Here is a 25905-nt window from a genome sequence, read left to right as displayed (position 1 = left end):
TAACAATTTTATCTAGGATGTATATCAATAAACGCTGTCAGTAATGATGAGGTTTTTTAACAATACGAGACTGTTGTCAAATAACCGCCAGCGATATTGACGCATAAGTGCGGGCCACCGCCTAGAATCAGGCAATACAGCCTTTGGGAGTAAGACAATGCAAGAGAATCACAAAATCCTGGTCGTCGACGATGATATGCGCCTACGTGCACTGTTAGAGCGCTATTTAACCGAACAGGGTTTCCAGGTTCGTAGCGTGGCCAACGCAGAGCAAATGGATCGTTTGCTGACGCGTGAGTCTTTCCATCTGATGGTATTGGATCTGATGTTACCTGGCGAAGACGGGCTTTCTATTTGCCGTCGCCTGCGCAGCCAAAGCAACCCGATGCCGATCATTATGGTGACGGCCAAGGGGGAAGAAGTTGATCGGATTGTCGGGCTGGAAATTGGTGCTGATGACTATATTCCCAAACCTTTTAATCCGCGGGAATTACTGGCGCGCATACGGGCGGTGCTGCGTCGTCAGGCCAATGAACTACCCGGTGCGCCTTCTCAGGAAGAAGCCGTGATTGCTTTTGGCAAATTCAAACTGAATCTTGGTACACGCGAAATGTTTCGTGAAGATGAACCTATGCCTCTGACCAGCGGTGAATTTGCCGTGCTTAAAGCGTTAGTCAGCCACCCACGTGAGCCGTTATCGCGTGATAAACTCATGAACCTTGCACGTGGCCGTGAATACAGTGCGATGGAGCGCTCCATCGATGTGCAGATTTCTCGTCTGCGCCGTATGGTGGAGGAAGATCCAGCACATCCACGTTATATTCAGACCGTTTGGGGTCTTGGCTATGTCTTCGTTCCGGACGGCAGTAAGGCATGAAGCGATGGCGCTTTTCACCGCGTAGCTCGTTTGCTCGAACTTTACTGTTGATCGTCACCTTACTGTTTGTGAGCTTGGTGACGACCTATCTGGTGGTGCTTAATTTCGCTATCTTGCCCAGTTTGCAGCAGTTCAATAAAGTCCTAGCATATGAAGTTAGGATGTTGATGACCGATCGGTTGCAATTGGAGGATGGTACTTTTCTGGAAGTACCGCCAGCGTTCCGACGTGAGATCTACCGAGAATTGGGCATTTCTCTCTACACCAACGCGGCGGCGGAAGAGAGTGGATTGCGTTGGGCTCAACACTATCAATTCCTTAGCCAGCAAATGGCACAGCAGTTGGGGGGGCCGACCGACGTACGCGTCGAGGTCAATAAAAACTCCCCGGTAGTTTGGCTAAAAACTTGGTTGCAGCCAGATATTTGGGTTCGTGTCCCATTAACTGAAATTCACCAGGGTGATTTCTCACCGCTTTTCCGCTATACCCTAGCGATTATGTTGTTGGCGATAGGGGGAGCCTGGCTGTTTATCCGTATTCAAAATCGGCCTTTAGTTGAGCTAGAACATGCTGCTTTGCAGGTAGGTAAAGGCATTATTCCCCCCCCGCTTCGAGAATATGGCGCCTCAGAGGTGCGTTCTGTGACCCGTGCTTTTAACCATATGGCATCAGGTGTGAAGCAACTGGCTGACGACCGTACCTTGTTAATGGCGGGTGTTAGCCACGACCTACGCACACCGTTGACACGTATACGATTGGCAACGGAAATGATGAGCGCTGAGGACGGCTATCTGGCGGAATCAATCAATAAAGATATCGAGGAATGTAACGACATCATCGAGCAGTTTATTGATTACCTGCGTACCGGCCAGGAAATGCAGACCGAAATCAGCGATCTGAACGCTATCCTTGGCGAAGTAGTTGCCACGGAGAGTGGCTATGAGCGTGTGATTGAAACTGACATTTTGCCGGGCGAACTGCTGATGGATGTACATCCGCTCTCGATCAAACGTGCAGTGGTGAACCTGGTGGTGAATTCGGCTCGCTATGGCAATGGTTGGATCAAGGTTAGCAGTGGTCGCGAACTGCAACGCGGTTGGTTCCAAGTGGAAGATGACGGTCCGGGTATCAAGCCAGGAGAACTTAAACACCTCTTCCAACCTTTTGTGCGTGGCGACAGTGCACGCAGCACCAGTGGTACAGGGCTCGGGCTGGCGATTGTGCAACGTATTATTGATGCTCATGCTGGCGTACTGGATATCGGCAAAAGTGAACGTGGTGGGTTACGCATACGCGCCTATATTCCGTTACCGATCGAGAAGAGTGAATCCATCAATGGGCAATTATCGGCTAAAGAAGACGCCCTATAAGCCCTGCCTATTGAAGCGTTCTTGCTTACATGTGTTTCGTCTATTACCTTAGTTTCTGATAGTACAAGCATAAAAAGACGCGGAACCCGCGTCTTTGAAATGATAGGAGATGTGACTGGCACAGCAATGATTGTGCCGAGGGTGTTACAGTCTCGGTCCTGCACTGACCAATGCGGCACCAGCCGGCGTGTCGGTATACTTATCGAAGTTAGTGATAAAACGGTTTGCCAGGTCCTGTGCTTTTTCTTCCCATGCCTTTGTGCTGGAATAGGTGGCACGTGGATCTAGAATGGCGGGATCAACGCCAGGCAGGCTGGTTGGCATGGCCAGGTCGAAGATGGGTAGCGTAATAGTTTCTGCTTTATCGATCTCTCCGTTCAGAATGGCGTCGATAATACCGCGCGTATCTTTGATCGATATACGTTTACCGCTGCCGTTCCAGCCGGTATTCACTAAATAAGCCTGGGCACCGGCCGCTTGCATGCGTTTGACTAGCACTTCTGCGTACTGGGTTGGGTGCAGTGACAGGAAGGCTGCGCCGAAGCAAGCGGAGAAAGTCGGTGTTGGTTCGGTAACACCACGCTCGGTACCAGCCAGTTTCGCAGTGAAACCAGACAGGAAGTGGTATTGGGTCTGGTTAGCCGTCAGGCGCGATACCGGAGGCAATACGCCGAAGGCATCGGCAGTCAGGAATATCACCTTGGTAGCATGACCTGCTTTGGAAACCGGCTTGACGATGTTATGAATATGGTAAATCGGGTAAGAAACGCGGGTATTTTCCGTTTTTGAACCATCGTTGAAATCGACAGTACCGTTTGCCAAAACCGTCACGTTTTCTAGCAGCGCATCGCGCTTTATCGCGTTGTAGATGTCTGGTTCCGCTTCCTGAGACAGCTTGATCGTCTTGGCATAGCAGCCGCCTTCAAAGTTGAAGACGCCATCATCATCCCAGCCGTGCTCATCATCGCCAATCAACTGGCGCTTTGGGTCGGTAGACAACGTGGTTTTCCCCGTACCGGATAGGCCGAAGAACACCGCCACATCACCTTTCTTGCCCACGTTGGCCGAACAGTGCATGGAAGCAATGCCTTTCAGCGGCAGCAGGTAGTTCATTATTGAGAACATCCCTTTCTTCATTTCGCCGCCGTACCAGGTACCGCCGATCAGCTGCATGCGTTCGGTCAGGTTGAATGCCACGAAATTTTCCGAGTTCATTCCCTGCTGTTGCCAGTTCGGGTTAGTGCACTTGGCACCGTTCATCACCACAAAGTCAGGTTCAAAGCCCTGTAGTTCCTCTTCAGTTGGGCGAATGAACATGTTTTTTACAAAGTGTGCCTGCCATGCCACTTCCGTAATGAAGCGCACTTTTAAACGCGAATCCGCGTTGGCACCGCAGAAGGTATCTACCACAAATAGACGTTTGCCAGAGAGTTGTTCAGTAACCTGTTTTTTCAGATCTGCCCAGACTTCAGGGCTGAGAGGTTTGTTATCGTTCTTGCCTTTGCCCTGATCGGCCCACCAGACGGTGTTGCGCGTAATATCGTCACGAACAATATATTTATCTTTTGGAGAACGACCGGTGAAGATGCCTGTATCGACAGCAACTGCACCCAAATTGGTTACTACACCACGCTCAAAACCTTCAAGCGCAGGATCCGTCTCTTCTTTAAACAGTAATTCATAACTCGGGTTGTGAATGATTTCACCAGCGTTATGAATTCCATAAGCGGCAAGTTCTTGGCGGGTAATACCTTTAACACTCATGTCACTACTCCTTGAATACAGAATTTCTTGCGACAATAGTAGGGGGTCAGTGCATTGTAACCTCTATAGGTATCAAAAAATTAATGTATTAAACTTTTTTAGTTACGTTATGGGACATAGCACACGGAAAAAAGCAAGTGTGCAAACGACGGCTTGTTTCCATCTGTCCGCAGGTTGACGCTAATATTGATACAGTCTAGGAATAGGTTTGCATGTCACAACAATAACTTTTACTGCTGTCGTGACATTTAATACAAAAACTTTATCACTGAACGGAGAGTATTAAAACGGCATCACCAGTAAAGTCCTCGGTGGGAATGTTTTTTGCAGATGGCTTTTTTACTGGGGCAACATCAATGCGATCGCTTCCTTTGCCATTCAACAAAGCATTGTTAAAATTGCCCCCAGGGTTTAACCGTTTTCCCTCATTATTTCATGACGATACTAATTGCTGGATTGCTGGATTGCTGGATTGCTGGATTGCTGGATTGCTGGCAGCGATAAACTGCTGCTGTTGGCAGCCATGTTGGCTTTTACCGGCAAATTGCGCGTACTCTTGCAACTGTAATGGGTTTTAATGTGGCTTTTTGGTGCGCTGATGGCTATAGGGCTTACAACGACGAACATCCACAAGCAAAAATTTTGTTGGCAAGCTGTATACACAGCGTATTGAGGGTGAAAATCTGACATTGCGTAACCGACTGAAACGGCTCAATCGTAAGACGCCGGGGTATTCAAAATCCCCCGAAATGCACGACGGGACATCGGCACTTTCATCGAACGCGAGTATTACGTTTAATACGGTATCAACTCATTGAATGTATGAAAAAAAATTGGGTTTAATGAATTTTGATTTGTATATTCATTTTTATATAATAAGAAATTATCAGAGTGGCTCATGTTTTAGATGCAAAAAATTTAAATAACTAATATTAGAAACCATTCGAGCTGCATTTAGGCGGCAAGACCGAAAGTCGCTAGGAGCAATTAGCCCACGATGTGACTGATGCATACGCATGCAGCCAACACCCAAGCAACGTGAATTATGGCGAGTATAGTTACCGCCTTGCGGCATTCAAAGCAGTTGACGAACCATTTTACGGCTCTGCCTCACTATGCGTTGAAGCCGCTCGGGCGATAACTTAATGCAGTTGCTCATTGCCATCGGTATGACCGGCGTACAGGGTGGCAATATCTACCGAGTTGAACACGTAATGATTGCCGCAATAGTCGCAATGCATATCAATGTTGCCGTCTTGCTCCAACATATCGGCAACCTCTTCCGCAGGGAGTGTCATTAATGCATCGGCACAGCGCTGGTGCGAACAAGTGCAACGGAAAGTCACATCTTGTGGTTCGTACAGCGTGACCTCTTCCTGATGATAGAGACGATACAGCACTTCGTTAGCTGGTAGCGTGAACAGCTCTTGGTTCTTGATGGTGGCGGTCAGTTGTACCAGATGATCGAAATCATCGGCATTACCTTCCTGTGCGGGCAGAACCTGCAGCAGCATACCACTGGCGACCGGTTTCCCTTCTGCTTCTCCGGTACGGATAAACAAACGCGTTGGCAACTGCTCGGACTGGCGGAAATAGCCTTCCAGGCACTCGGCTAGCGTTCCGCCCTCCAGGCTCACCACGCCCTGATAACGCTCACCTTCCGTTGGGCTGATGGTGATCACCATGATGCCATTACCGAGCATTTGGTGTAGAGAGCTGTCAGCCGCGATATAGCCATCTACACGGGCGACACCGCGCATTTCCTGACGGTTGTTGCCGTTGATCACCGCCAGTTTCAGCGGGCCATCGCCCTGTATCTGCACGGTAATGTCACCGTCGAACTTCAGTGTGGCTGTCAAAAGGCTGGTTGCAACCAGTAATTCACCTAGCAGCGTTTGCACTGCAGCCGGGTAGTCATGGTTGGTCAGGATCTGCTGAAAGGTCTCGCTGACGGTCACCAGTTCACCGCGCACCGCATAGTTTTCGAACAGGTAACGGTGTAATTGGTCATGGTTAGACATAGTATTCTCTCTTTAAGGTGAGGGACTATTCCTGTTCACCAAATTTAAATTTGATCAGATCGCGCCGTTCTTTCTTGTCTGGGCGACGGTCTGGATGCGGCATGGTCAGTGCATTCATCCGGCGTGCCAGCGCCATTTTTTCGCGGTTGGCAATACTGGCTTGTGTTTCCTGGTACATCAGAACAGCCTCACTGGCACCGCGCCGTTGGTTGGTAACAGCCAGAACTATCACGGTGCGTTCTTCATTGCCTTGGCGCAGCTTGATTTCAGCATTAACCTCAACAGTTTTACTCGGCTTGCTGCGTTGCCCGTTGTAATGAACTTTGCCACCGTCGATCATTTCACGGGCCAGTGCACGGGTTTTATAAAAGCGTGCTGCCCATAGCCATTTATCCAGACGGACATCATCATTCGGCACTTCTTTGGCTTTCATGTTCTCCTCCGTTCCAACGCCGGTATCAACAGGCGATAATCGCTTATTGATGGAAAACGCTGGAAAGTCTTACTCGCCATACTGGAATCCGGGTTCTGTACGCCAAGACAGTGACGGATACCGAACTGACTGGCTGCATCAAGAATCGGTTCGCTGTCGTCAACAAACAACGTGCGTTGTGGTTCGAATCCCGTTTGCTGTTGCACCAGTTGCCATAGGCGCTGATCCTCTTTTGGATAACCAAATGTGTGGGTGGAAAGTAATAAATCAAGGTGCTGATCCAAACCCGTGTGTTCAACTTTTACCGCCAGGCTATGTGGGTGCGCGTTGGTTAGCAGGATTGTGCGGTGACCAGCGCGGCGCAAGGCTTGCAAAAATGGTGTGGTATCTTCACGTAAACGCGCACGGCTACCCACCTCGCTGGTCATCTGGTAGATATCCAGATCCAAGCGCTCACACCAATAATCAAAACAGTACCAGTTCATCGTGTGCTGCACGGCAAGATATTCGTCGTCGATAAGCTTGCGTGCTTCTTCGAGGGGAATGGCACGTTGTTCACTCAAGGCAAGTGGGACCCGCGTTAACCAGAAATGGCTGTCGAACTCTAAATCCAATAGGGTGCCATCCATGTCCAGTAATACGGTGTCAATATCTTGCCAGTCAAACTTTGGAACCATGTAACAAACCTCTTTGCGGGTTAATCATGACCCGTAGATGACAGCCTAATATGAGTTTACCATAAGCAGGGGGCGCGAGAGGCGCAGCCTAGACCGCAGGACTTATTGATACCGGGGTTAGCTGTGGATTAAAGCAACTTTGGTAATAGCGGTGAATATCAGCAAGACGATGTTGGTTTTTGCGCCAGCGTTGTATTAAACGCCAGGTGTTGTATCCAAAGATAATGACCAGTGCCAGGAGCAGTAAGCTGGTACCCAGATAGCGCCACAGGGTTACCATATCTGGTTCGCTGTGTAGTGCGATATGACGAGTGCCGTTAGCATCCACAAAGGTATTGGTGATAACGCCCTGAGCTTTGAAAGGGGTATTTAACAAAGCTCTACTAAGACGTTGCAATTCTTTCCATTGGTCAAAAGTATTGTATTCGTTAAGCGGCTGTAGGGGGAGTTGATGGTTCACCAACAGCTTGCCTTCGTCGCTGGTGATCAAAAAACCGCCCGATGGCGGATTATTAAGTCGAGCTATCGCCTGAAGGGTTTCCTGAGAGAAAAATGCTGAGGTTGCCGCATTGGTCAAGTTTTCCAGAGATTTGGCACTGATGGGCCGAAGAAGAACGTTAATGCCTCGCAGGGCGCCAGACTTTGCTCTTTTCACCAGACTGGTCCAGTTTTTAGCGTTTCCCAGATTGGTCAAGGCGTTCTTCAGCCTAATGCAATCAGCTTCCTTTCCGCACAAATCCTGAGTTTTTAAAACGATACCTGAAAAATCGTCCAGCAAGATCATACCTGATTTCTCTATTGCGCTGGCCAACTGTGGATTGAGTTTCTGTTCGTTACCACTGCGGTGCAATTGCCCGTTGACAGAGGCCCGTAGGGCTGTAGCCTTGTTGACTATTTCGGACTCTGGCTGTGGCAGCGGATCGGCATTACTCCAGTAGATTGTAGAGCAGTCGAAAGGCATAAAACTAGGAACCGCAGCTGTTGGATGGTTGTTTGAGGGGACATAACACATACCTGTGCCATGAATTTTCAGTGTATCACCGATATGCAAAGGAAGAGTGTTTAACTCCTGCACGTTAGAAACTTCAGTTCTCTTAGTGCCTTGTAGCCATGAACTGCTCAATTTAACCGGTAAACTGAGTGGGATGTAGGTGAGCAGCAAGAGCAGGACCACAAGAGAATTCGCCGCCAGCACGGCGTTCTTACCCCACTTCTGTAGAGGAAAATTTTTTACTTCGTCGTGTAGGGAAAGATAGTGGCCATGCCGTATCACTTGCTTGTTAAGATAAATATCTACGTTGGTTATTTTCCCCAAATCTTGTGAGAGGTAAGGTTGCCAGTGTGGGGGATATATCAAATCAATGGTCCCCAAAGAGATATTACTGACTTGCTCCTGATTAGACTCGCCGAACAACTCCCAGCGCTTTGGTGTGCCACGTAAACCGTGGACCTCTTTCAACTCACCTTCAACTGGGCGACGAAATAGACTCCAACACCCCCAAACGATCGTCAGCACAGCAGAAAAAATCATCCATGGGATCACGACTACCGGGCTTATTAAGCTGAAAAACAGCAACAGTAGAGCCACGGAGATAGTTATCGCTTCTTTGACGCCGTTGGGACCATTGAGTGTATATTCTTCACGGGTTTCTTTACGAATATTTATCAACTCAACATGTTCACTCTCATCCTTGCGGATGGCTGCATTCTCAGAGTGATTAACAGTAACCACCGGCGGCGGTGAACTATTCTGAATGTGGTCGAGCAGAGAATAGCCGTTGAGTGAAATGACTAACGGGAGAGTCTGGGTCTTGATCACTTCGACGTAGTTATCTGCGCTGATGTACTGCTCCCAGAATGGCGGCAGATGGATCTCTTCAGAATCGAGATAATAGCGCCAATTGTTGGGGGTATCATTCGCTAGCCCGTAGCGAGTAATGGCCTGAGTGATGGGGTAGACATCATCACTCTGCACCGTCAGCGTCAGCTTGGCAGAGTTTGGAGTAGGAATGTTGGGCAATAGTTTGTTTTCTGACCAGCTATCCTGCTGGTTGAGATAATATTCAATCGCAGCGCGCTCTTCTAAGGTAAGTTTGCGGTGTGTCGGTTTTATGAAGGTTAGGGAACCTGTTAAAGAAGGTTTACGACGGCGACTGAGCCAGAGGTAGAGGCTGGCAGCGAGTAGAAAAACAAGCACTAGGGCCAATATCAACGCTATTGTGCCCATGCTACCCTCACCTTGGATCCTTAGACTCGCCGATCCCGCTGTCTTTAAAGTCTATTTGAATCTTATCAGCGGATAAACGTAACATATTATACGGACTTGAAAGCTCAGTGATAGAACGCGCAATCGTTAAATTGTAAGTTGGTGCCATTAGCAAACCGCTTACTAGCTGATCATAGCAACTTCTTCTTATGGCACGATATCGGGTTTATCTTATTTTCTTAAACCGTTTTTAATGAGTATGGGGGAAAATTGCTGCCGAGCTGGTCACGCTTGTTAAAAAAAAGTAAGTTATGCCCTAGGTTGTGTGTCTCCATTATACGCGAGCGTCGCTAGTGGTTATTTGTGCGTAGGGCACGGCGACAGCCTAAGCGCGTTGTGGTCAATGTTCTCATTAAATCATCATGTGAACAAAATTGAGTTTAGTCAGTGTTTGTTTGAGCGTCATCAGAGCACAACTTGCACATTATTATCCTGGTTACAGGCCTTATTACCGCACTATTTTAGTGGCATGGGGTGTAACCTTCTTGAGGCAATCATGGATAAACACCTGCAGAAACCTAAAATTCTGAAAGTAGAAACAGTCGCACGTTCGCGTTTATTTAACGTTGAGTCGGTCGATCTGGAATTTAGTAATGGTGTGCGGCGAGTCTATGAACGTATGCGGCCTTCAGAACGTGAAGCCGTGATGATTGTGCCGATAATTGGTGATGATTTACTGTTGATCCGTGAGTATGCGGTGGGAACTGAATCCTATGAATTGGGTTTTCCGAAAGGGTTGATTGATCCTGGCGAGGGCCTTCTGGAAGCGGCTAACCGCGAGTTGATGGAAGAAGTTGGATTCGGTGCTAAGCGCTTTGATTTTCTTAGTAAACTGACGATGGCGCCTTCCTATTTTTCCAGTCAGATGAATATTGTTGTGGCTCAGGATCTCTATCCACAAAGTCTGGAAGGCGATGAGCCAGAACCATTACCGCAAGTCCGCTGGCCAATCGCCAATATGATGACATTGTTGGCTGAGGAGGACTTTCGTGAAGCACGTAACGTCAGCGCATTATTCCTGACTGCGGCCTTTCTACAGGGTTCCCGCTAGCGCTAGCCTGTATCCGGAAATTTATTCTCGGTGTTGTCGCACATTCACTATTATGCGTTTCCCTCATCTGCCTTAATAATGAGCTTTTGGAGCTTGACGGCACGACGGACACTAAGGTGTAAAGCCTAGATTAAAAATGGCCAGACTGCTGTACTGGCCATTTTCGTTTTTAGAATAGTTCGTGACTTTCGCCAGTTGGATCTGTGAGAGTGGTGCCTGCATCTTGTGCAGAGAACTCTGTCGGTTGAGTGCCTTCGATAAAATATTCAGAACGGCTGCCAGCGCCGCCATTGGACAATTTACCTGTTCTTTTGTCGATGGTTACACTGACAATCCCCGGAGGGGGGGTTATTTTCTGTTCTGGGAGCCCTTCAAGAGCAACTTTCATAAAGTTATCCCACGCGGGTTGAGCACTTTTTGCACCGCCTTCCCCTCCAGAGATTTGATCTGTTATTGCACCAGAGGCTGTTGTTCGGCCAAGATCGCGGCGATGATCGTCAAAGCCGATCCAGACTGAAGTGATCGTATCCGGACCATAACCAGAGAACCAAGCATCTTTCGAACTGTTGGTTGTACCGGTTTTGCCACCGATATCATGGCGTTTGAGGTCGCGGCCTGCACGCCAACCGGTCCCCATCCAGCCGGGTTCGCCAAAGATATTGCTATTCAATGCATCACGCATAAGGAATGATAACTGGGTGCTAATCACATGTGGCGCGTACTGCTGCTCATTATCCTGTCGTACTTGGGCTGGCGTGATCTGCTCAAGCTGCGGCATTGGCACGCTGTTATTGATACCTTCCTGTGATACCGCTACGTTCTCAACGTTATCGTCAGAGAGCATGGCCGAACGCTGAGTGTCACCATAAATAACCGGCAGATTACAGCTTTTGCAGACGATTTTGGGCTTGGCGTTGAATATAGTGTTACCTGTGTAGTCATCAATCTTGGTAATGAAATAGGGGTCAACCAGATAGCCTCCATTGGCTAACACGGCATAACCTCGTACCACCTGTAATGGGGTAAAAGAAGCCGATCCCAATGCCAAAGATTCCGAATGCACAATATTCTGTGCGGGGAAACCGAAGCGTTGCAGATATTCTGCAGCGTAATCGACGCCCATGGCACGCATTGCGCGAACCATCACCACGTTTTTTGATTGTCCAAGTCCCTGACGTAGGCGGATCGGACCGTCGTAAGTGGGGGGGGAGTTTTTAGGGCGCCAGTCGGTACCGGCACCTGCATCCCAGCGGGTGATCGGTAAATCGTTGAGGATCGTGGCCAGCGTCAGCCCCTTGTCCATCGCCGCAGTGTAAAGGAAAGGTTTAATGTTGGACCCCACCTGACGCAACGCTTGAGTGACCCGGTTGAATTTACTCTGGTTGAAATCGAACCCCCCCACCAGTGCCTTGACAGCGCCATTATTTGGATCGATGGAAACCAGTGCCGAATTGACGTCCGGCACTTGTGCCAACCACCATTTATCATTCTCCTTGCGGATCCATACCTGTTGACCCGTCTGCACTACATCGGTAACGCGCTTGGGTGTTGGGCCTTGCAGGGTATCCGTTTTGAAGGGGCGTGCCCAACGCATACCTGACATCGTTAGCACAATACTGCTGCCGTCGGACAGCATCGCTGAGGCTTGTTCTGCATCCGCATGGGTAATCACTGCCGGTGCCAGCGGGCCGTAATTAGGCAGGTTTTTCAGAGAGTCTATAATTTGTTTCTGATCCCATGCTATCTCCCCCACTTTCCACAGCACGTTTGACGGTCCTCTGTAGCCATGACGCATGTCATAATCGAGCACATTTTTATGCACGGCTTCCTGGGCAGCCAATTGCAGCTTCTTGGTGATGGTGGTGTATACCTTATAACCATCTGTGTAAGCATTCTCACCATATCGACCGATCATTTCCTGACGCACCATTTCTGCAAGGTATGGCGCGGAGAAGCTGATTTCTGGCGCATGGTAATGCGCAACCAGTTCTTCACTGCGAGCTTGATAGTATTGCTCTTTGGTGATGTAGCGTTCGTCCAACATGCGCAACAGCACAACGTTGCGGCGTGCCACCGCGCGATCGTGGGAATAGAGTGGGTTGAATGTTGAGGGAGCCTTGGGCAATCCGGCAATCGTCGCTATCTGACTCAAGCTTAGTTCGCTAACGTCTTTACCAAAATAGACATGTGCCGCGGCACCTACACCGTAAGCACGGTAACCTAAATAAATCTTGTTGAGATACAGTTCAAGGATTTCATCCTTGGTCATCATCTGTTCAATGCGGATCGCCAAGAAGACCTCCTTGATTTTCCGTATCAAAGTACGTTCTGGGCTCAAGAAGAAATTTCTGGCCAATTGCTGAGTGATGGTACTTGCACCTTGGGTTGCATGGCCTGAGAGCAGCGCAATAGAGGCTGCACGGAAGATACCGACAGGGTCGACCCCATGATGCTCATAGAAACGGCTGTCTTCTGTGGCGATGAAAGCATGCATCATCACCGGCGGGATTTGATCCAGCTTCAGAGGTATACGACGTTTCTCACCGAATTGGGCGATAAGCTCGCCATCGGCACTGTAAACCTGCATTGGAATTTGCAGCCGCACGTCTTTTAGCGTTGCGACGTCGGGCAGCTGTGACTCGACATATTTGTACAAGCCAAAAATCGAGGCTGCTCCCAGCAAGATGCAACACAATGCAAGGATTAAAAAATACTTTACGAACTTCACCTGAGATTTCCCATTTCATGCCAGTTGGGCAGTTTATAAACAACCGCGCAGTAGTATAAAGGTAAGCCTGCAACATGGATATGTTCTTTTGTTATTTGAGGGTATGGAGGCTATAAAGAATATGTTTTCTCAAGTTTGGCAGGTGGGGTTGGATATACAAAGCCACTGCGTTAGAGCGCTGGCAGCACAATATCGCCGAAGCGGTTGGCAACTGCGCCACTGGTGGCAACAGGCGTTACCGCATCCTGTGTTGCGTGAAGGATGTTTAGAAGAAACTGATACTTTGGTTACCATTTTGAAGCAGTGGCGTAACCAGTTACCAAGACATATCTCCTTACGCATTGCTTTGCCCGCGCAGCGTGTTTTACAACACACTTTGCCTTTACCGGACTTCCGTTTACGGGAGCCGATACGTCATGACTATATTACCTCTCAAGGGCTGAGGCAGTTCCCGCTAGACAGCCAGACTCTGGTGATGGATTACCGTCCGGCACCCCCAAATTCACATCATTTGCTGCTCACTGCTGCCCGTCAGCAGGAACTGCAGCAGTGGCTAGATTGCCTGCTGCAGGCCGAATTACAACCGGAAGTTGTTGATATCACACCTAATGCTTTATCCGTGATGGCAGGGGCTGTTGGCCTGTCCCAGGATGTTGGGTTGCTGCACCGATTAGAGTATGAGTGGTTGTGGGTTGCACCACGTACTGAGGCATTTACTTATGGTGTATTGCCCGTTCGTGAGGCTGAGAGCGTAGAGCAGGCATTGAGCGTAATAGGAGCCGCGTGCCCAACGCTTGCAACCAAGGGAGTTTACTACAGCAGCGTGATTGACGAAGTGGTGGCTGAAGGGATCGGCGCTATATCTTGGTCGCCGTTCACTGCTTTCAGCCGCTTATATCCGCCGCTACCACTTTTGCCTACGGCTTTTGTTCTGGCTGGCGGGTTAGCACTTCGCGGTGAGGACAATTAATGTACCAGGTCAATCTTTTACCTTGGCGTGTCAGGCAACAACGGCGACGCTATGTGTTCTGGTTAAGGCTGTTCTGCACCCAGTTGTTTGTCGCCACGTCTATCCTTACTTCTATCTTTTTTTTACTGGGCCATCAGCAGGTACAACAACGTAAGGTGGTGCAAACGTTAACTCAGCAATATTCCGACTTGACCGTTCGGCTCCGTGAAGTGCAGCAATCGATGTCAGAACTGGCGCGAGTAACAGCAGCAGAAACCCAGCGTCGGCAGAATCTTGCACATAATCGGCGTTATCTGTCACTGCTACAGCAACTCTCCCTCGCGTTGCCTGATACTTTGTGGCTCACAAGGTTTGAAGAAAATGCGAAGGGGATCTTGTTGCAAGGAGTGGGGGCACCTTATGCGGCGATTATCACATTTGAGCAGCAGATGGCCTTATCGCCTTTGCTGCATCACAGCCAACTAGCGGAAGTTATGGCACGGGAAGAAGGGGGACTGACGTTTATCCTGAAGGCACGCTGGGTGACGAATGAATAAGCCCTTACCAATTTGGTTAATCCAATGGCTTGGGCGGCCATGTTGGCAGCTACTGGCCGTTCAATGGCTGGTATTGGCTGCGGGTATTTTGCTGGCTTATGTGTTGTTTATCTCCGGTCAGTGGCAGCGACGGGAAAGATTGTATCAACAGCAACAACAGCTTCAATTACAGGTTACAGAGCGGCAGCAGCAAATAAGCCAGTTGCCGTCGCTAGAGGCATTAGAGTTGAGTTTGCAACACAAAGCGATAAAACAGCCGGAAGACCACGCGGAACTGGGGAGTAATCTCTCCCAGGTTGGCGGGAAGTTACTGCGTTGGCAACAGCAGGATAAGCCAGCACAACAAACGTTTAAATTTCAGGTGAATTACTCGGGATTGCTGCGTTTACTAGAAACGATTTCACCACACAAACGGATTGACCAGATACGTATCGAGAGTCGGTCTGAAGGGGTATTCACCGAACTGACATTGCTCAGCTCTGGGGACGGCGCTGATGAGTAAAATTTGTTGGTTGTGGTTGCTTCTTTCCACTTTGCTTGGCGCGGTGCAATATCGCGATCCGTTTCAGTCAGCGCAGGTAATACCCTGCAAAACGCCGACGGTTTCACCGACAGATTGGTTGCTCAAAGGCATTATTGGTTCCCCCGACTTTCGTCAAGGCTGGGTTGTGACTCCGCTAGGACAATGGTTGCGGCTATTGCCACAGCAATGGTTGCCGGGTGAATACTGGCAAGTGGAATCGATCCATTCTGATCGCATAGAACTCCGTGCCAAGGGAACGAATGAGGGTTGTTTGCCACAGGGCGGCAGTGTGGTGCTCACCTTGCAAAAGAAACCATAAGGACATGGAAATGAAGAGATTTAGCGGTTTTTGGGCCTGTTGGCTTGCTATACCTTTAACGGTAATGGGAAATGTGCAGCAAGAAAAACCCGTGTCACTGGTGTTTCATGAGACACCTATCAGTCTAATTTTACAGGCTTTGGCAGAATATCAGCAGTTGAATCTGGTAGCTGGTGAAGGTACCAATAGCAACCTGACTCTGCGGTTAGATAATGTTCCTTGGCAACAGGCGATTGCAGTAGTACTGCGCATGGGAAAATTGACGATGACTATTGAGGGGAATGTGATGATGGTTTTCCCTGAGCCGGATGAACAGGAACGGCAACGTCGCCAGCAGGTTTTGGCACAACAATTGCCATTAGCGAATCTGACAATGACGCTGCAAAATGCAGATGCCAGCGACATAGCGCAAAGTCTGGATAGCCAGCGTGGCAAACTATTGACCGAGCGCGGTAGTGTGGTGGTAGACAAACGGACGAACGCGTTGTTATTGCGTGATACTGCTCAGGCTCTTGCTCAAATGAAATCCTGGGTTGCCGAGATGGATGCGCCGTTGGAGCAGGTACAACTGGCAGCGCATATTGTTACCATCAGTAGCGAAAATTTGCGGGAGTTGGGTGTCCGCTGGGGGCTAAATGGGGAAGACGAATCTGCGAAGGGATTGCGGATAAACAACTTCAACGTTGATTTACCGATAGAAAATAGCCCAGTGGCAGCTGGTTTTCACCTCGCGCGGCTCAGTGGCCGTATTCTGGATTTGGAGTTGTCGGCACTGGAGCAGGAAAATGAGGTAGAAATCATTGCCAGCCCACGTCTACTTACTGCACATCAGCAAACGGCCAGCATTAAGCAGGGGACGGAAATCCCTTACGAAGTCTCGAGCGGTGCCAGTGGTGCTACTTCTGTAGAGTTCAAGGAAGCGGTGCTGGGCATGGAAGTTACGCCAAAGATTTTGCCTAATGGGCGGATCACATTAACACTTCAGATTAGTCAGAATATGCCAGGGCGTTCGATAAAACAGGGGGCAGGTGAGGCTCTTGCAATCGACAAACAGGAAGTTAAAACTCAGGTAACGGTAAAAAACGGTGAAACCATCGTATTGGGTGGCATATTCCAACGGCAAAACACGTATGGCGTGGACAAAGTTCCTGTGGTGGGGGATGTTCCTTTGCTGAGTTATTTTTTCAAACGCAGCAGCAAGCAGCATAAACGACGCGAATTGGTGATTTTCATCACTCCAACGCTGATAAAGGTCTGAATTTTATGCTTTTTTATAAGCGATGTTACGATGGCATTTTTTCAGATACCTTCCTGATGTATATTAGAGGTTATAACCTTGGAGATCCCCTCAAGGCGAGTACCTGCAGATTGGGGAAGCATATGACCGATTGTGGGCATAAGTGAGAAACACGCATAGAGTGAAAACGCTTAAAAGTTGATGGGCAAGTGCACTTTTTTCTTGTCTTCGCGGTATCTACGTTTGACGCTGCCGCCGATTTAGCTTACAAGGGTTACCGAATTGAGCTCCGAGGTTTTTTTGTTAATGCTTTACCCATCGTCTTTCAAGCTGTGACGTTGTTGGTTTAATGTATTTATCCGGTAACTTACCGAAGTTAAGTTTCTGGGATCTTTTACGTTTGCCTCTCCGAAACTTGAAATCTATAGGGTATAAGACGCCGTTAAAAACGTATGGTTTCCCTCCTGCGGCGTGGATAGCGATTTATTCGGTTGCCAAACTACCAAGAGTGTTGAGATAATTTTTCGTCTGATCTCGCACTATCGCTCATGAGGTTTCAGTTTAGGTCCCGTTGCTGATTTGATTGGCGGGGCGGGTTATCATTAACGAATTGTCTTAGTAATACCGAAAAACATGGCAGAGAAACGCAATATCTTTCTGGTTGGGCCTATGGGTGCCGGCAAAAGCACTATTGGCCGTCAGTTAGCTCAGCAACTCAATATGGAGTTTTTCGACTCCGATCAAGAAATTGAGCGACGTACCGGAGCTGACGTGGGCTGGGTATTCGATGTGGAAGGGGAAGAAGGCTTCCGCGATCGCGAAGAAAAAGTCATTAATGAACTGACGGAAAAGCAAGGCATTGTACTTGCTACAGGCGGTGGTTCGGTTAAGTCTCGTGAAACACGTAACCGCTTGTCGGCGCGTGGCGTTGTGGTCTATCTCGAAACCACCATCGAGAAGCAGTTGGCCCGTACTCAGCGTGACAAAAAACGTCCGTTGTTGCAGGTTGACTCTCCTCCGCGCGAAGTTCTGGAAGCGTTAGCTAAAGAACGTAATCCGTTGTATGAAGAAATCGCAGATCTCACCATCCGCACGGACGATCAAAGCGCAAAAGTAGTTGCTAACCAGATAATCAATATGCTGGAAAGCAACTGATAGACTCGCCATACTTCGCATGGCATGTGTGCAGGCAGTGCTCAAAAAACTCAGTTATTCAGTTGTCCATAATAGCTAGAGATCTTGGAGTCACTGCCTTTGCGTAACTTAAATGATTCAGAGTAATAGTGTTTCCGTGTTACTTTTGGGTAAATGCGGAAATCCTGAATTGTGTTCCCTGCGTTTGCAGGGGTAGACCACATTAGAACTGAGCGCGACATGGAGAGAATTACCGTAACGCTTGGGGAGCGCAGCTACCCGATTACCATTGCCGCCGGATTGTTTAACGATCCGGCTTCTTTTATGCCGCTAACGGCGGGTGAGCAGGTTATGCTGGTCACCAACCAGACTTTGGCACCGTTGTACCTGGAACGTATCAGGAAGGTGCTTGAGCAGAGTGGTATTGTGGTCGATCAGGTGATACTGCCCGACGGCGAACAGTATAAGTCCCTCGCCGTGCTTGAGCAGGTCTTCTCGGCGTTGCTGGAAAAACCGCACGGCCGCGATACCACACTTATTGCCCTCGGCGGTGGTGTGGTGGGCGATCTGACCGGTTTTGCCGCAGCATGCTATCAACGTGGTGTGCGTTTTATTCAGGTTCCTACTACGTTACTTTCGCAGGTGGACTCTTCTGTAGGCGGCAAAACCGCCGTCAATCATCCGCTCGGTAAAAACATGATTGGTGCCTTCTACCAACCCGCTTCTGTGGTGGTAGATCTTGATTGTTTGCGTACCTTGCCGGCACGTGAGTTATCCTCTGGGCTAGCGGAAGTGATCAAGTACGGAATTATTCTTGACCGTGATTTCTTTGTTTGGTTGGAAAAGAATATTGATGCGCTAGTGGCGCTGGATATGTCAGCGTTGGCGTACTGCATTCGCCGTTGTTGCGAATTGAAGGCTGAGGTTGTCGCTGCAGATGAACGTGAAAATGGTCTGCGGGCGTTACTCAATCTGGGTCATACCTATGGTCATGCTATAGAAGCCGAAATGGGTTATGGCGTATGGCTACATGGTGAAGCGGTTGCTGCGGGCATGGTAATGGCGTCGCAAACGGCCTACCGGCTGGGGCAATTTACTGCTGACGATATCGAACGGGTCAAAGGTCTGCTGCTGCGTGCTGGATTACCGGTTTGTGGTCCGCAGGAAATGGCACCAGCAGCTTATTTGCCGCATATGATGCGTGATAAGAAGGTATTGGCCGGTGAACTGCGTTTAGTATTACCAAAGGCAATTGGCGAAGCTGAAGTCCGTGGTGGCGTTGCCCATGAGGTCGTTTTGGCTTCCATCACGGATTGCCTTCCAATTTCAGGGGTTAAATCTATGCCCAAGTTACTGCAGGGCCGATAGTCTGAAACACAGCCGAGACTCCAGCTACCTCAAGTAATAAGAGTATAACAGTGGCTTGGCTACTGTTAGTATCTATACTCGCCGGTTTTAAGTGGCAGTGTGCCGTTTATACTCGCCGGTTTTGGCCACATAGCCTATCTATGGCACGGGGCTTCTTCTTCTCGGCTGCTTGTGTTGATGGAACTTACAATGACTCAATGAGTAGAGTAAGGCTCATGTTGCTTTGCCGTTGTCGTGTTACACAGTCTCTAACCATTCTGGATAACGGGTGGTAAGCTTTTTTCTCTAGTTGGAGGAGGTCATATGGATGAGTTTAAACCAGAAGACGATCTTCGGCCTGATACCAGCGACCGTCGACCTTCACGTTCGCGTCGATCATCTTCAGGCCCACGTTTAGCGGTCTCGCATCAGCATGTAATGATTGGTGTTGGCATTCTGGTCCTGTTGGTGTTGATTGTGGGTATCGGTTCGGCGTTGAAGTCGCCTACCGCGCATGAGGCTACTCAGCAAGGTATAAGCCGCGATATTAATCTTTCAGGATCTTCGTCGCTGACGGCGGCAAACGGCAGTGTAGCGGGTGGCACTACTGATACAAACGACAACAATGGCGTAGGCATTTCCCAACCAGCGCAGCCTCAAAATATCAGCGTTCCGCCAATCTCTAGTACTCCTACCGAAGCGCCGCCACAGCCTGCTCAAGGTGGTGCTCAACGGCGTATCGATTTACCCGGCAATATGGCAGATGCGCTATTGTCTCAACAAGGTCAGGTTGATACTGCCACACAGGATCTGAATACGCCGATTGCCGGTTTACCCACCGCTCCAGCTACGCTAATGAGTGGTAGTGCTGTAAAAGAATCTGCGCGAATGGGCAGTGTGAGTTCAGTTGCAAAAGAAACCACGCGTCCGTTGCACAATAACTCAGCCGTATCGGTTCAACAGCATAAAACGCCAGCAAGAACTGTGGCAACACCTGCGGTACCGCCCAAACCCTCACCCACCACGACCACAGCTTATACACCACCGGTGTCTGGCAAGAGTAGTGCGGTGAGTGGGGGTAACGGTTCCATCAAGTCGGCACCGGGTAGCCATTTCACACTGCAATTGAGCAGTGCTTCTCGTTCCGATACGCTCAATGCTTTTGCCAAGCAGCAAAACCTGCAGCACTTCATGGTGTACCAGACCAAGCGTGACGGCAAGCCGTGGTTTGTGTTAGTGAGCGGAGATTATGCTTCATCAGCGGAGGCCAAACGTGCAATCGCTTCGTTACCAGCAGATGTCCAAGCGAAAAAACCATGGGTCCGCCCTGTACACCAAGTGCAGCAAGACTTTAAAAAATAAATCATTTAATTTTGTGCGCTGATGTGCTGTTTGAAACAGAGTACAATCCGCCGCTCTGAATTGTATAAGTAGCTAACTGACGGCATGAAGAAAAACCGCGCTTTTTTAAAATGGGCTGGTGGAAAGTACCCGCTGATAGACGAAATTCGTCGTCATTTGCCAGCGGGTGACTGCTTAATCGAACCCTTTGTGGGGGCGGGTTCAGTATTCCTGAACATGGAGTACGACGCCTATATTCTCGCCGACATCAACAGCGATCTTATCAACCTGTATAACATCGTTAAGCAGCGCACGGATGACTTCGTGCGCGATGCACGTATCCTTTTCACCAATGAGTACAATAAGTCAGACCAATTTTATCTATTGCGTGAAGAGTTTAACAAAAGTACTGATGCTTATAGGCGCGCGTTACTGTTCCTGTATCTGAATCGTCACTGCTACAACGGACTGTGTCGTTATAATCTGAGTGGTGAGTTCAATGTGCCATTTGGTCGTTATAAAAAGCCTTATTTTCCTGAAGAAGAGCTGTATTGGTTTGCTGAAAAATCACGCAACGCCACTTTTGTCTGTGAGCATTACCGCGATACCATGGCAAAGGCAACGCAAGGCGCGGTGGTTTATTGCGATCCACCCTATGCGCCACTTTCGGCGACGGCTAACTTTACTGCATACCACACCAACAGCTTTAGTATGGCTGACCAGCAAGGGCTGGCGCTTATTGCTCATCGACTGTCGGTGGAAAGCCAAGTGCCAGTATTGATATCTAATCATGACACCGAACTGACACGTTGCTGGTACCAACATGCTTCGCTACATGTGGTGAAAGCACGTCGCACCATCAGCAGTAATATTCTGGGGCGCAGCAAGGTAAACGAACTACTGGCATTGTATAGCTAACAACTCGAATCCTACGTTTGGAGAAGCGGATGAAAAAGTTTTTGATTGCCCCGTCCATTCTGTCAGCCGATTTTGCCCGTTTGGGCGACGATACTGCCAAGGTGTTGGCTGCGGGCGCTGACGTAGTACACTTTGATGTGATGGATAACCATTACGTACCTAATCTGACGATTGGGCCGATGGTGTGTGAGTCTTTGCGAAGCTATGGCATAACCGCCCCTATCGACGTTCATCTGATGGTGAAACCTGTTGATCGTATCGTGCCCGATTTCGCTAAAGCCGGGGCAAGTTATATCTCTTTCCATCCTGAAGCCTCTGAACATGTTGATCGTACCCTTCAATTGATCAAAGAGCACGGCTGCAAAGCTGGACTGGTCTTTAACCCGGCAACACCACTGAGTTATCTTGATTACGTTATGGATAAGCTCGATGTGATCCTGTTGATGTCGGTTAATCCTGGTTTTGGCGGGCAGTCATTTATTCCAGGAACCTTAGATAAGTTGCGTCAGGTCCGTACTCTGATCGATAAAAGTGGGCATGATATTCGTCTGGAAGTCGATGGTGGCGTGAAAGTGGACAATATTGCCGAAATTGCTGCGGCCGGGGCTGACATGTTTGTTGCAGGCTCGGCAATTTTTGGCAAGCCGGATTACCGTAAAGTGATCGATGAAATGCGTCGTGAACTGGCTAAGGTTCACCATGGTTGATTTTAGCGCGATCCGTGGCCTGGTTTTTGATCTTGATGGCACATTGGTAGACAGTGCGCCTGGCTTGGCTGCCGCTATCGATCTGGCTTTAGCCGAAATGGGATTGCCGCAGGCAGGCGAAACCCGCGTCGCTACCTGGATTGGTAATGGTGCCGATGTGCTGGTTCAGCGTGCGCTATGTTGGGCTGAAGTGGACGCCACAGCGGAACATTGCCAGCAAATGCGCCAGCACTTTGACCGTTTCTATGCGCAAACCGTTGATAGCGGTAGTCGCCTGTTTCCGCAGGTGAAAGAAACGCTTAGCTGCCTGGCAGGCAAGGGCTATCCAATGGCGCTGGTGACCAACAAGCCCACGCCTTTTGTCGCTCCGTTGCTGACGGCACTCGGGATTGTCGACTATTTTTCGTTGATTATCGGCGGTGACGATGTGGTGGAAAAAAAACCACACCCAGCACCGTTGTATCTGGTGTTTGGCAAACTCGGGCTGCGAGCGAATGAAGTGCTGTTTGTCGGCGATTCACGTAACGATATTCAAGCGGCACAGGCGGCGGGTTGCCCAAACGTTGGTCTGACTTACGGATATAACTACGGTGAAGCGATCGCCTTGAGTCGTCCCGAGTGCGTGTTGGAGCATTTTGCCGATTTGTTGCCCGTTCTTGGGCTGTTACCTATAGAGAATCAGGAAATTTAAACATGAGTAAACCCATCGTATTTAGCGGCGCGCAGCCGTCTGGTGAACTGACCATTGGCAACTACATGGGTGCACTGCGTCAGTGGGTTCATATGCAAGACGACTATGATTGTATCTACTGCATTGTTGATCTTCATGCTATTACCGCGCGCCAAGATGCAGAGAAACTGCGTAAAGCCACGCTGGATACGCTGGCACTTTACCTCGCTTGTGGTATCGATCCGCAAAAAAGCACTATCTTCGTGCAGTCTCATGTGCCAGAGCATACGCAGCTGAGTTGGGTGCTCAACTGCTATACCTATTTTGGTGAACTGAACCGCATGACCCAGTTTAAGGATAAATCGGCGCGTTACGCGGAAAACATCAACGCGGGTCTGTTTGGTTACCCGGTATTGATGGCTGCAGATATCTTGCTGTATCAGACCAATCAGGTTCCGGTAGGTGAGGATCAGAAACAGCATATGGAACTGACCCGTGACGTTGGACAGCGTTTTAACGCACTGTACGGCGATGTGTTCAAGCTACCTGAGCCGTTTATTCCCAAAGCTGGTGGGCGCGTGATGTCTTTGCAAGAACCGACCAAAAAGATGTCCAAGTCGGATGAAAATCGTAACAACGTGATCGGCTTGCTGGAAGACCCGAAAGAAGTCACCAAGAAAATCAAACGCGCAATGACCGACTCGCAGGATCCCCCAGTGATTCGCTACGATGTGGCGAATAAACCGGGTGTTTCCAACTTGTTGGACATTCTGTCCGGCGTCACAGGCAAGAGCACAGAACAGTTGGAAATCGAGTTTGAAGGCCAGATGTATGGTCATTTAAAAGGTGCGGTCGCTGAGGCCGTTTCCGACATGTTGAGTAACCTGCAGGAGCGATATCACCGCTACCGTAACGATGAGGCTTTACTGCAGCAGATAATGCGCGATGGTGCTGCAAAGGCACGTGTTCGTGCACAGGAAACGCTGGCAAAAGTCTATCAAGCAGTGGGTTTTGTCGCGCATCCGTAACGTCCTGTGCAAAAAGGAAAAAAGCGACCAAAGTTGCCGCTGAGGTTGATGATAAAGTCGCTTTCTAACCAGATATACATGAGCCTAGGGCACCTTGTGGCTATTATGGGACACTTATCTGTTATGCCGACGGCTTACACTGTTACGATCCCTTCGGCACACTCTCTCAAATAGCGGGCTTTGTCAGCAGCCTGAACGGCCAAAACGTTGCTTTTTACGCCATTTTGCTGAGGTCTGATGGGGAGTCTCTGCAGGTAAACCAGTTCAGTTTGCTGCGTAGGCTAACGACACTTCCGACGATAATCAGGGTAGGGCTGGTGGCCTGTGCAGCCAACGCCCCCAATTGTGCCAGTTCACCTTCAATAACCCGCTGACGAGTCGAGGTGCCGTTCTCAATGAGGGCAATCGGCATTGAAGCCTCCACACCATGGGCTAACAGCTGTTGTTGGATCACCGGTGCCTGGTTTAACCCCATATAAAACACCAGCGTCTGATGTTCTGTAACAAGCTGCGCCCAGTCCAATTCGCCGTCGGTTTTGGCATGGCCGGTGACCAACCGTACGCTTTGTGCATGATCTCGATGGGTGAGGGGGATGCCGCTGTAGGCTGAGCAGCCTGATGCTGCTGTGATCCCAGGTACAACGGAAAAGGGAATGCCTGCTTCGGCCAACGTCTCCAGTTCTTCCCCTCCGCGGCCAAAAATAAAGGGATCTCCTCCTTTTAATCTGACGACACGTAAGCCCCGCTGAGCGTGATCCAGCAGGATCTGATTGATTTGTTCCTGCGGCACGCAGTGGTATCCGGCGCGTTTGCCTACAAATATGCGTTCTGCATCCCGGCGTACCAATGCCATTATCTCGTCAGAAACCAGACGGTCGTAGACCACAACGTCGGCCTGCTGGATCTGCTGTAGGCCTTTTAACGTCAATAGCCCAGCATCACCGGGGCCAGCGCCAACCAGTACCACTTCACCCTGTGCTTCTTGCCGTTCGCCAAACAACTGCTTGACGTGTCGTTTAACGAACTCGGTATCGTTGTTGGCCAAGGATTGCGCCAGCCTGTGGTGCACGAACAGTTTTTCCCAGAAACGACGACGAGTGCTAATATTGGCAAACCGTTGTTTAACTCTCTTTCGTAAGGAGCCCGCCAGATTCGCCAACTGGCCAAGGTGTTGTGGCAGCATGGCCTCGAGTTTTTCACGCAATAGGCGAGCCAGTACGGGCGCTTTTCCCCCGGAAGAGACGGCAACCATTATTGGCGAACGATCGATAATTGAAGGCATGATAAAACTGGCACGCTTGGGGTCATCAACGACGTTGCAGAATACCCGTTGCTGATTGGCAGATTGGTATACTAGGGCGTTTACTTCCACGCTGTTGGTCGCGGCAATAACCAACCATTTCTCTGCCAGTAAATCGGCATAAAACTCCCCTTCCACAAGCGTTAATCGCCCAAACTCGGCCCATACGCGAAATTGGTTATTGAATTGACGGGCATTGACGGTTAAACGTGCACCGGCATCCAACAGCAGTCGGGCTTTACGTTCGGCGACTTCCCCACCACCGACTAACAGGCAGGCTTTGTGTTGCAGTTGGCAGAAGATCGGTAAGTAATCCATCGAAATCCTCAATGAAGTCATTATGTTGTACTGAATTGCATACCAGTGGCGCAATTAAGCACAAGCCTGACAGGGCGATCTTCTGCCCCAGATTGACTATGTGGTTTGACGCATGGTGGTTTTCTCAGCCTCTGGCCGCTGTGCGCGCGGCGTGGCATACCAGTAACCTAGGCTGTGTCCCTTAACGGTACGCAAGCGCCGCTGGCGGACAGTTAAGGGACACAGCCTAGGCCCATAAAGACTGAACCAGATAGCATGTTGCCCAGTGACACCCAAATTATGACCAATACCGCTAAGGGTATAAGTATCACTATGCTGGCCGAACCAAGACAAGGCAAACAGCGTCATGACGATGCGTGCCGCTTTGGCA

General features: G+C 49.4%; 22 protein-coding genes and 2 pseudogenes. 16 read left to right on the top strand and 8 right to left on the bottom strand.

Annotation, left to right across the window (positions count from 1 at the left end; genetic code table 11):
- Positions 1-157: 157 nt before the first annotated feature.
- Positions 158-877 (top strand): two-component system response regulator OmpR, encoded by a 720-nt coding sequence (ompR, locus tag OK023_RS16420; RefSeq protein ID WP_004709363.1) that lies wholly within the window; start codon positions 158-160, stop codon positions 875-877.
- Complete coding sequence (gene envZ / locus OK023_RS16415; protein WP_317693721.1) at positions 874-2247, top strand: two-component system sensor histidine kinase EnvZ; 1374 nt, start codon at positions 874-876, stop codon at positions 2245-2247. The genes ompR and envZ overlap by 4 nt, the downstream gene beginning before the upstream one ends.
- Positions 2248-2391: 144 nt before the next feature.
- On the opposite strand, the gene pckA is transcribed toward envZ, so the two are convergent.
- Positions 2392-4011: a phosphoenolpyruvate carboxykinase (ATP) gene (gene pckA, locus OK023_RS16410; RefSeq protein WP_317693720.1), complete on the bottom strand. Its 1620-nt coding sequence runs from the start codon at positions 4009-4011 to the stop codon at positions 2392-2394.
- A gap of 647 nt (positions 4012-4658) precedes the next feature.
- Between pckA and OK023_RS16405 the strand changes: the two are divergent.
- Positions 4659-4810, top strand: a pseudogene (locus OK023_RS16405) (IS1 family transposase); the annotation flags it as partial.
- Positions 4811-5153: 343 nt separating this feature from the next.
- On the opposite strand, the gene hslO reads toward OK023_RS16405, so the two are convergent.
- From hslO to OK023_RS16385, 4 genes are all read right to left on the bottom strand, one after another.
- Positions 5154-6032, bottom strand: a complete 879-nt coding sequence (gene hslO, locus OK023_RS16400) for an Hsp33 family molecular chaperone HslO (protein ID WP_317693719.1) — start codon at positions 6030-6032, stop codon at positions 5154-5156.
- 25 nt (positions 6033-6057) lie between these two features.
- Positions 6058-6465, bottom strand: coding sequence for a ribosome-associated heat shock protein Hsp15 (hslR, locus tag OK023_RS16395; protein ID WP_317693718.1), 408 nt, complete (start codon positions 6463-6465; stop codon positions 6058-6060).
- On the bottom strand, positions 6462-7142 hold the full coding sequence (gene yrfG, locus OK023_RS16390) for a GMP/IMP nucleotidase (protein ID WP_317693717.1): 681 nt from the start codon (positions 7140-7142) through the stop codon (positions 6462-6464). Before yrfG ends, hslR begins: the two co-directional genes overlap by 4 nt.
- Positions 7143-7230: 88 nt before the next feature.
- Positions 7231-9369: an IgaA/UmoB family intracellular growth attenuator gene (locus tag OK023_RS16385; RefSeq protein WP_317693716.1), complete on the bottom strand. Its 2139-nt coding sequence runs from the start codon at positions 9367-9369 to the stop codon at positions 7231-7233.
- A 535-nt stretch (positions 9370-9904) separates the two neighbouring features.
- Between OK023_RS16385 and nudE the strand changes: the two genes are divergently transcribed.
- A complete protein-coding gene (gene nudE / locus OK023_RS16380; protein WP_317693715.1) occupies positions 9905-10459 on the top strand; it encodes an ADP compounds hydrolase NudE in 555 nt (184 codons plus the stop codon).
- A gap of 169 nt (positions 10460-10628) precedes the next feature.
- On the opposite strand, the gene mrcA is transcribed toward nudE, so the two are convergent.
- Positions 10629-13187 carry a peptidoglycan glycosyltransferase/peptidoglycan DD-transpeptidase MrcA gene (mrcA, locus tag OK023_RS16375; protein ID WP_317693714.1) on the bottom strand — a complete coding sequence of 853 codons (2559 nt, stop codon included), beginning with the start codon at positions 13185-13187 and terminating at the stop codon, positions 10629-10631.
- Between the two features lie 121 nt (positions 13188-13308).
- Here mrcA and pilM point away from each other — a divergent pair, with 121 nt between their 5' ends.
- The 12 genes from pilM to trpS all read left to right on the top strand — a co-directional run bounded on the left by pilM (position 13309) and on the right by trpS (position 23917).
- The gene (pilM, locus tag OK023_RS16370; RefSeq protein WP_317693713.1) at positions 13309-14157 is read left to right on the top strand and encodes a type IV pilus biogenesis protein PilM; all 849 of its coding nucleotides are present in this window, start codon (positions 13309-13311) and stop codon (positions 14155-14157) included.
- Positions 14157-14693, top strand: a complete 537-nt coding sequence (locus tag OK023_RS16365) for a PilN domain-containing protein (protein ID WP_317693712.1) — start codon at positions 14157-14159, stop codon at positions 14691-14693. The genes pilM and OK023_RS16365 overlap by 1 nt, the downstream gene beginning before the upstream one ends.
- Entirely contained in the window at positions 14686-15195 is a 510-nt protein-coding gene (locus OK023_RS16360; RefSeq protein ID WP_317693711.1) for a hypothetical protein, read from the top strand. Before OK023_RS16365 ends, OK023_RS16360 begins: the two co-directional genes overlap by 8 nt.
- Positions 15188-15535, top strand: coding sequence for a hypothetical protein (locus OK023_RS16355; RefSeq protein ID WP_317693710.1), 348 nt, complete (start codon positions 15188-15190; stop codon positions 15533-15535). The genes OK023_RS16360 and OK023_RS16355 overlap by 8 nt, the downstream gene beginning before the upstream one ends.
- A 64-nt stretch (positions 15536-15599) precedes the next feature.
- The gene (gene hofQ, locus OK023_RS16350) at positions 15600-16793 is read left to right on the top strand and encodes a DNA uptake porin HofQ (RefSeq protein WP_317697774.1); all 1194 of its coding nucleotides are present in this window, start codon (positions 15600-15602) and stop codon (positions 16791-16793) included.
- A 612-nt stretch (positions 16794-17405) separates the two neighbouring features.
- A complete protein-coding gene (aroK, locus tag OK023_RS16345; protein WP_317693709.1) occupies positions 17406-17927 on the top strand; it encodes a shikimate kinase AroK in 522 nt (173 codons plus the stop codon).
- 219 nt (positions 17928-18146) lie between these two features.
- Positions 18147-19274, top strand: a complete 1128-nt coding sequence (gene aroB, locus OK023_RS16340) for a 3-dehydroquinate synthase (protein ID WP_317693708.1) — start codon at positions 18147-18149, stop codon at positions 19272-19274.
- Between the two features lie 303 nt (positions 19275-19577).
- Positions 19578-20615, top strand: coding sequence for an SPOR domain-containing protein (locus OK023_RS16335; RefSeq protein WP_317693707.1), 1038 nt, complete (start codon positions 19578-19580; stop codon positions 20613-20615).
- 84 nt (positions 20616-20699) lie between these two features.
- Positions 20700-21512: an adenine-specific DNA-methyltransferase gene (gene dam / locus OK023_RS16330; RefSeq protein ID WP_317693706.1), complete on the top strand. Its 813-nt coding sequence runs from the start codon at positions 20700-20702 to the stop codon at positions 21510-21512.
- A 29-nt stretch (positions 21513-21541) separates the two neighbouring features.
- Positions 21542-22219: a ribulose-phosphate 3-epimerase gene (gene rpe / locus OK023_RS16325; RefSeq protein WP_317693705.1), complete on the top strand. Its 678-nt coding sequence runs from the start codon at positions 21542-21544 to the stop codon at positions 22217-22219.
- On the top strand, positions 22212-22910 hold the full coding sequence (locus OK023_RS16320) for a phosphoglycolate phosphatase (RefSeq protein WP_317693704.1): 699 nt from the start codon (positions 22212-22214) through the stop codon (positions 22908-22910). Before rpe ends, OK023_RS16320 begins: the two co-directional genes overlap by 8 nt.
- Before the next feature lie 2 nt (positions 22911-22912).
- Positions 22913-23917: a tryptophan--tRNA ligase gene (gene trpS / locus OK023_RS16315; RefSeq protein WP_317693703.1), complete on the top strand. Its 1005-nt coding sequence runs from the start codon at positions 22913-22915 to the stop codon at positions 23915-23917.
- Between the two features lie 214 nt (positions 23918-24131).
- On the opposite strand, the gene cysG is transcribed toward trpS, so the two are convergent.
- The gene (gene cysG / locus OK023_RS16310) at positions 24132-25535 is read right to left on the bottom strand and encodes a siroheme synthase CysG (protein WP_317693702.1); all 1404 of its coding nucleotides are present in this window, start codon (positions 25533-25535) and stop codon (positions 24132-24134) included.
- Between the two features lie 96 nt (positions 25536-25631).
- Positions 25632-25883: pseudogene (locus OK023_RS16305) on the bottom strand (hypothetical protein); the annotation flags it as partial.
- Positions 25884-25905 lie beyond the last annotated feature (22 nt).

Origin of the sequence: Serratia sp. UGAL515B_01, assembly GCF_033095805.1 — a bacterium.
Lineage (GTDB): Bacteria > Pseudomonadota > Gammaproteobacteria > Enterobacterales > Enterobacteriaceae > Chania.
Note: the sequence above shows the minus strand (reverse complement) of the source record. Positions and strands in the feature narration are given on the sequence as shown.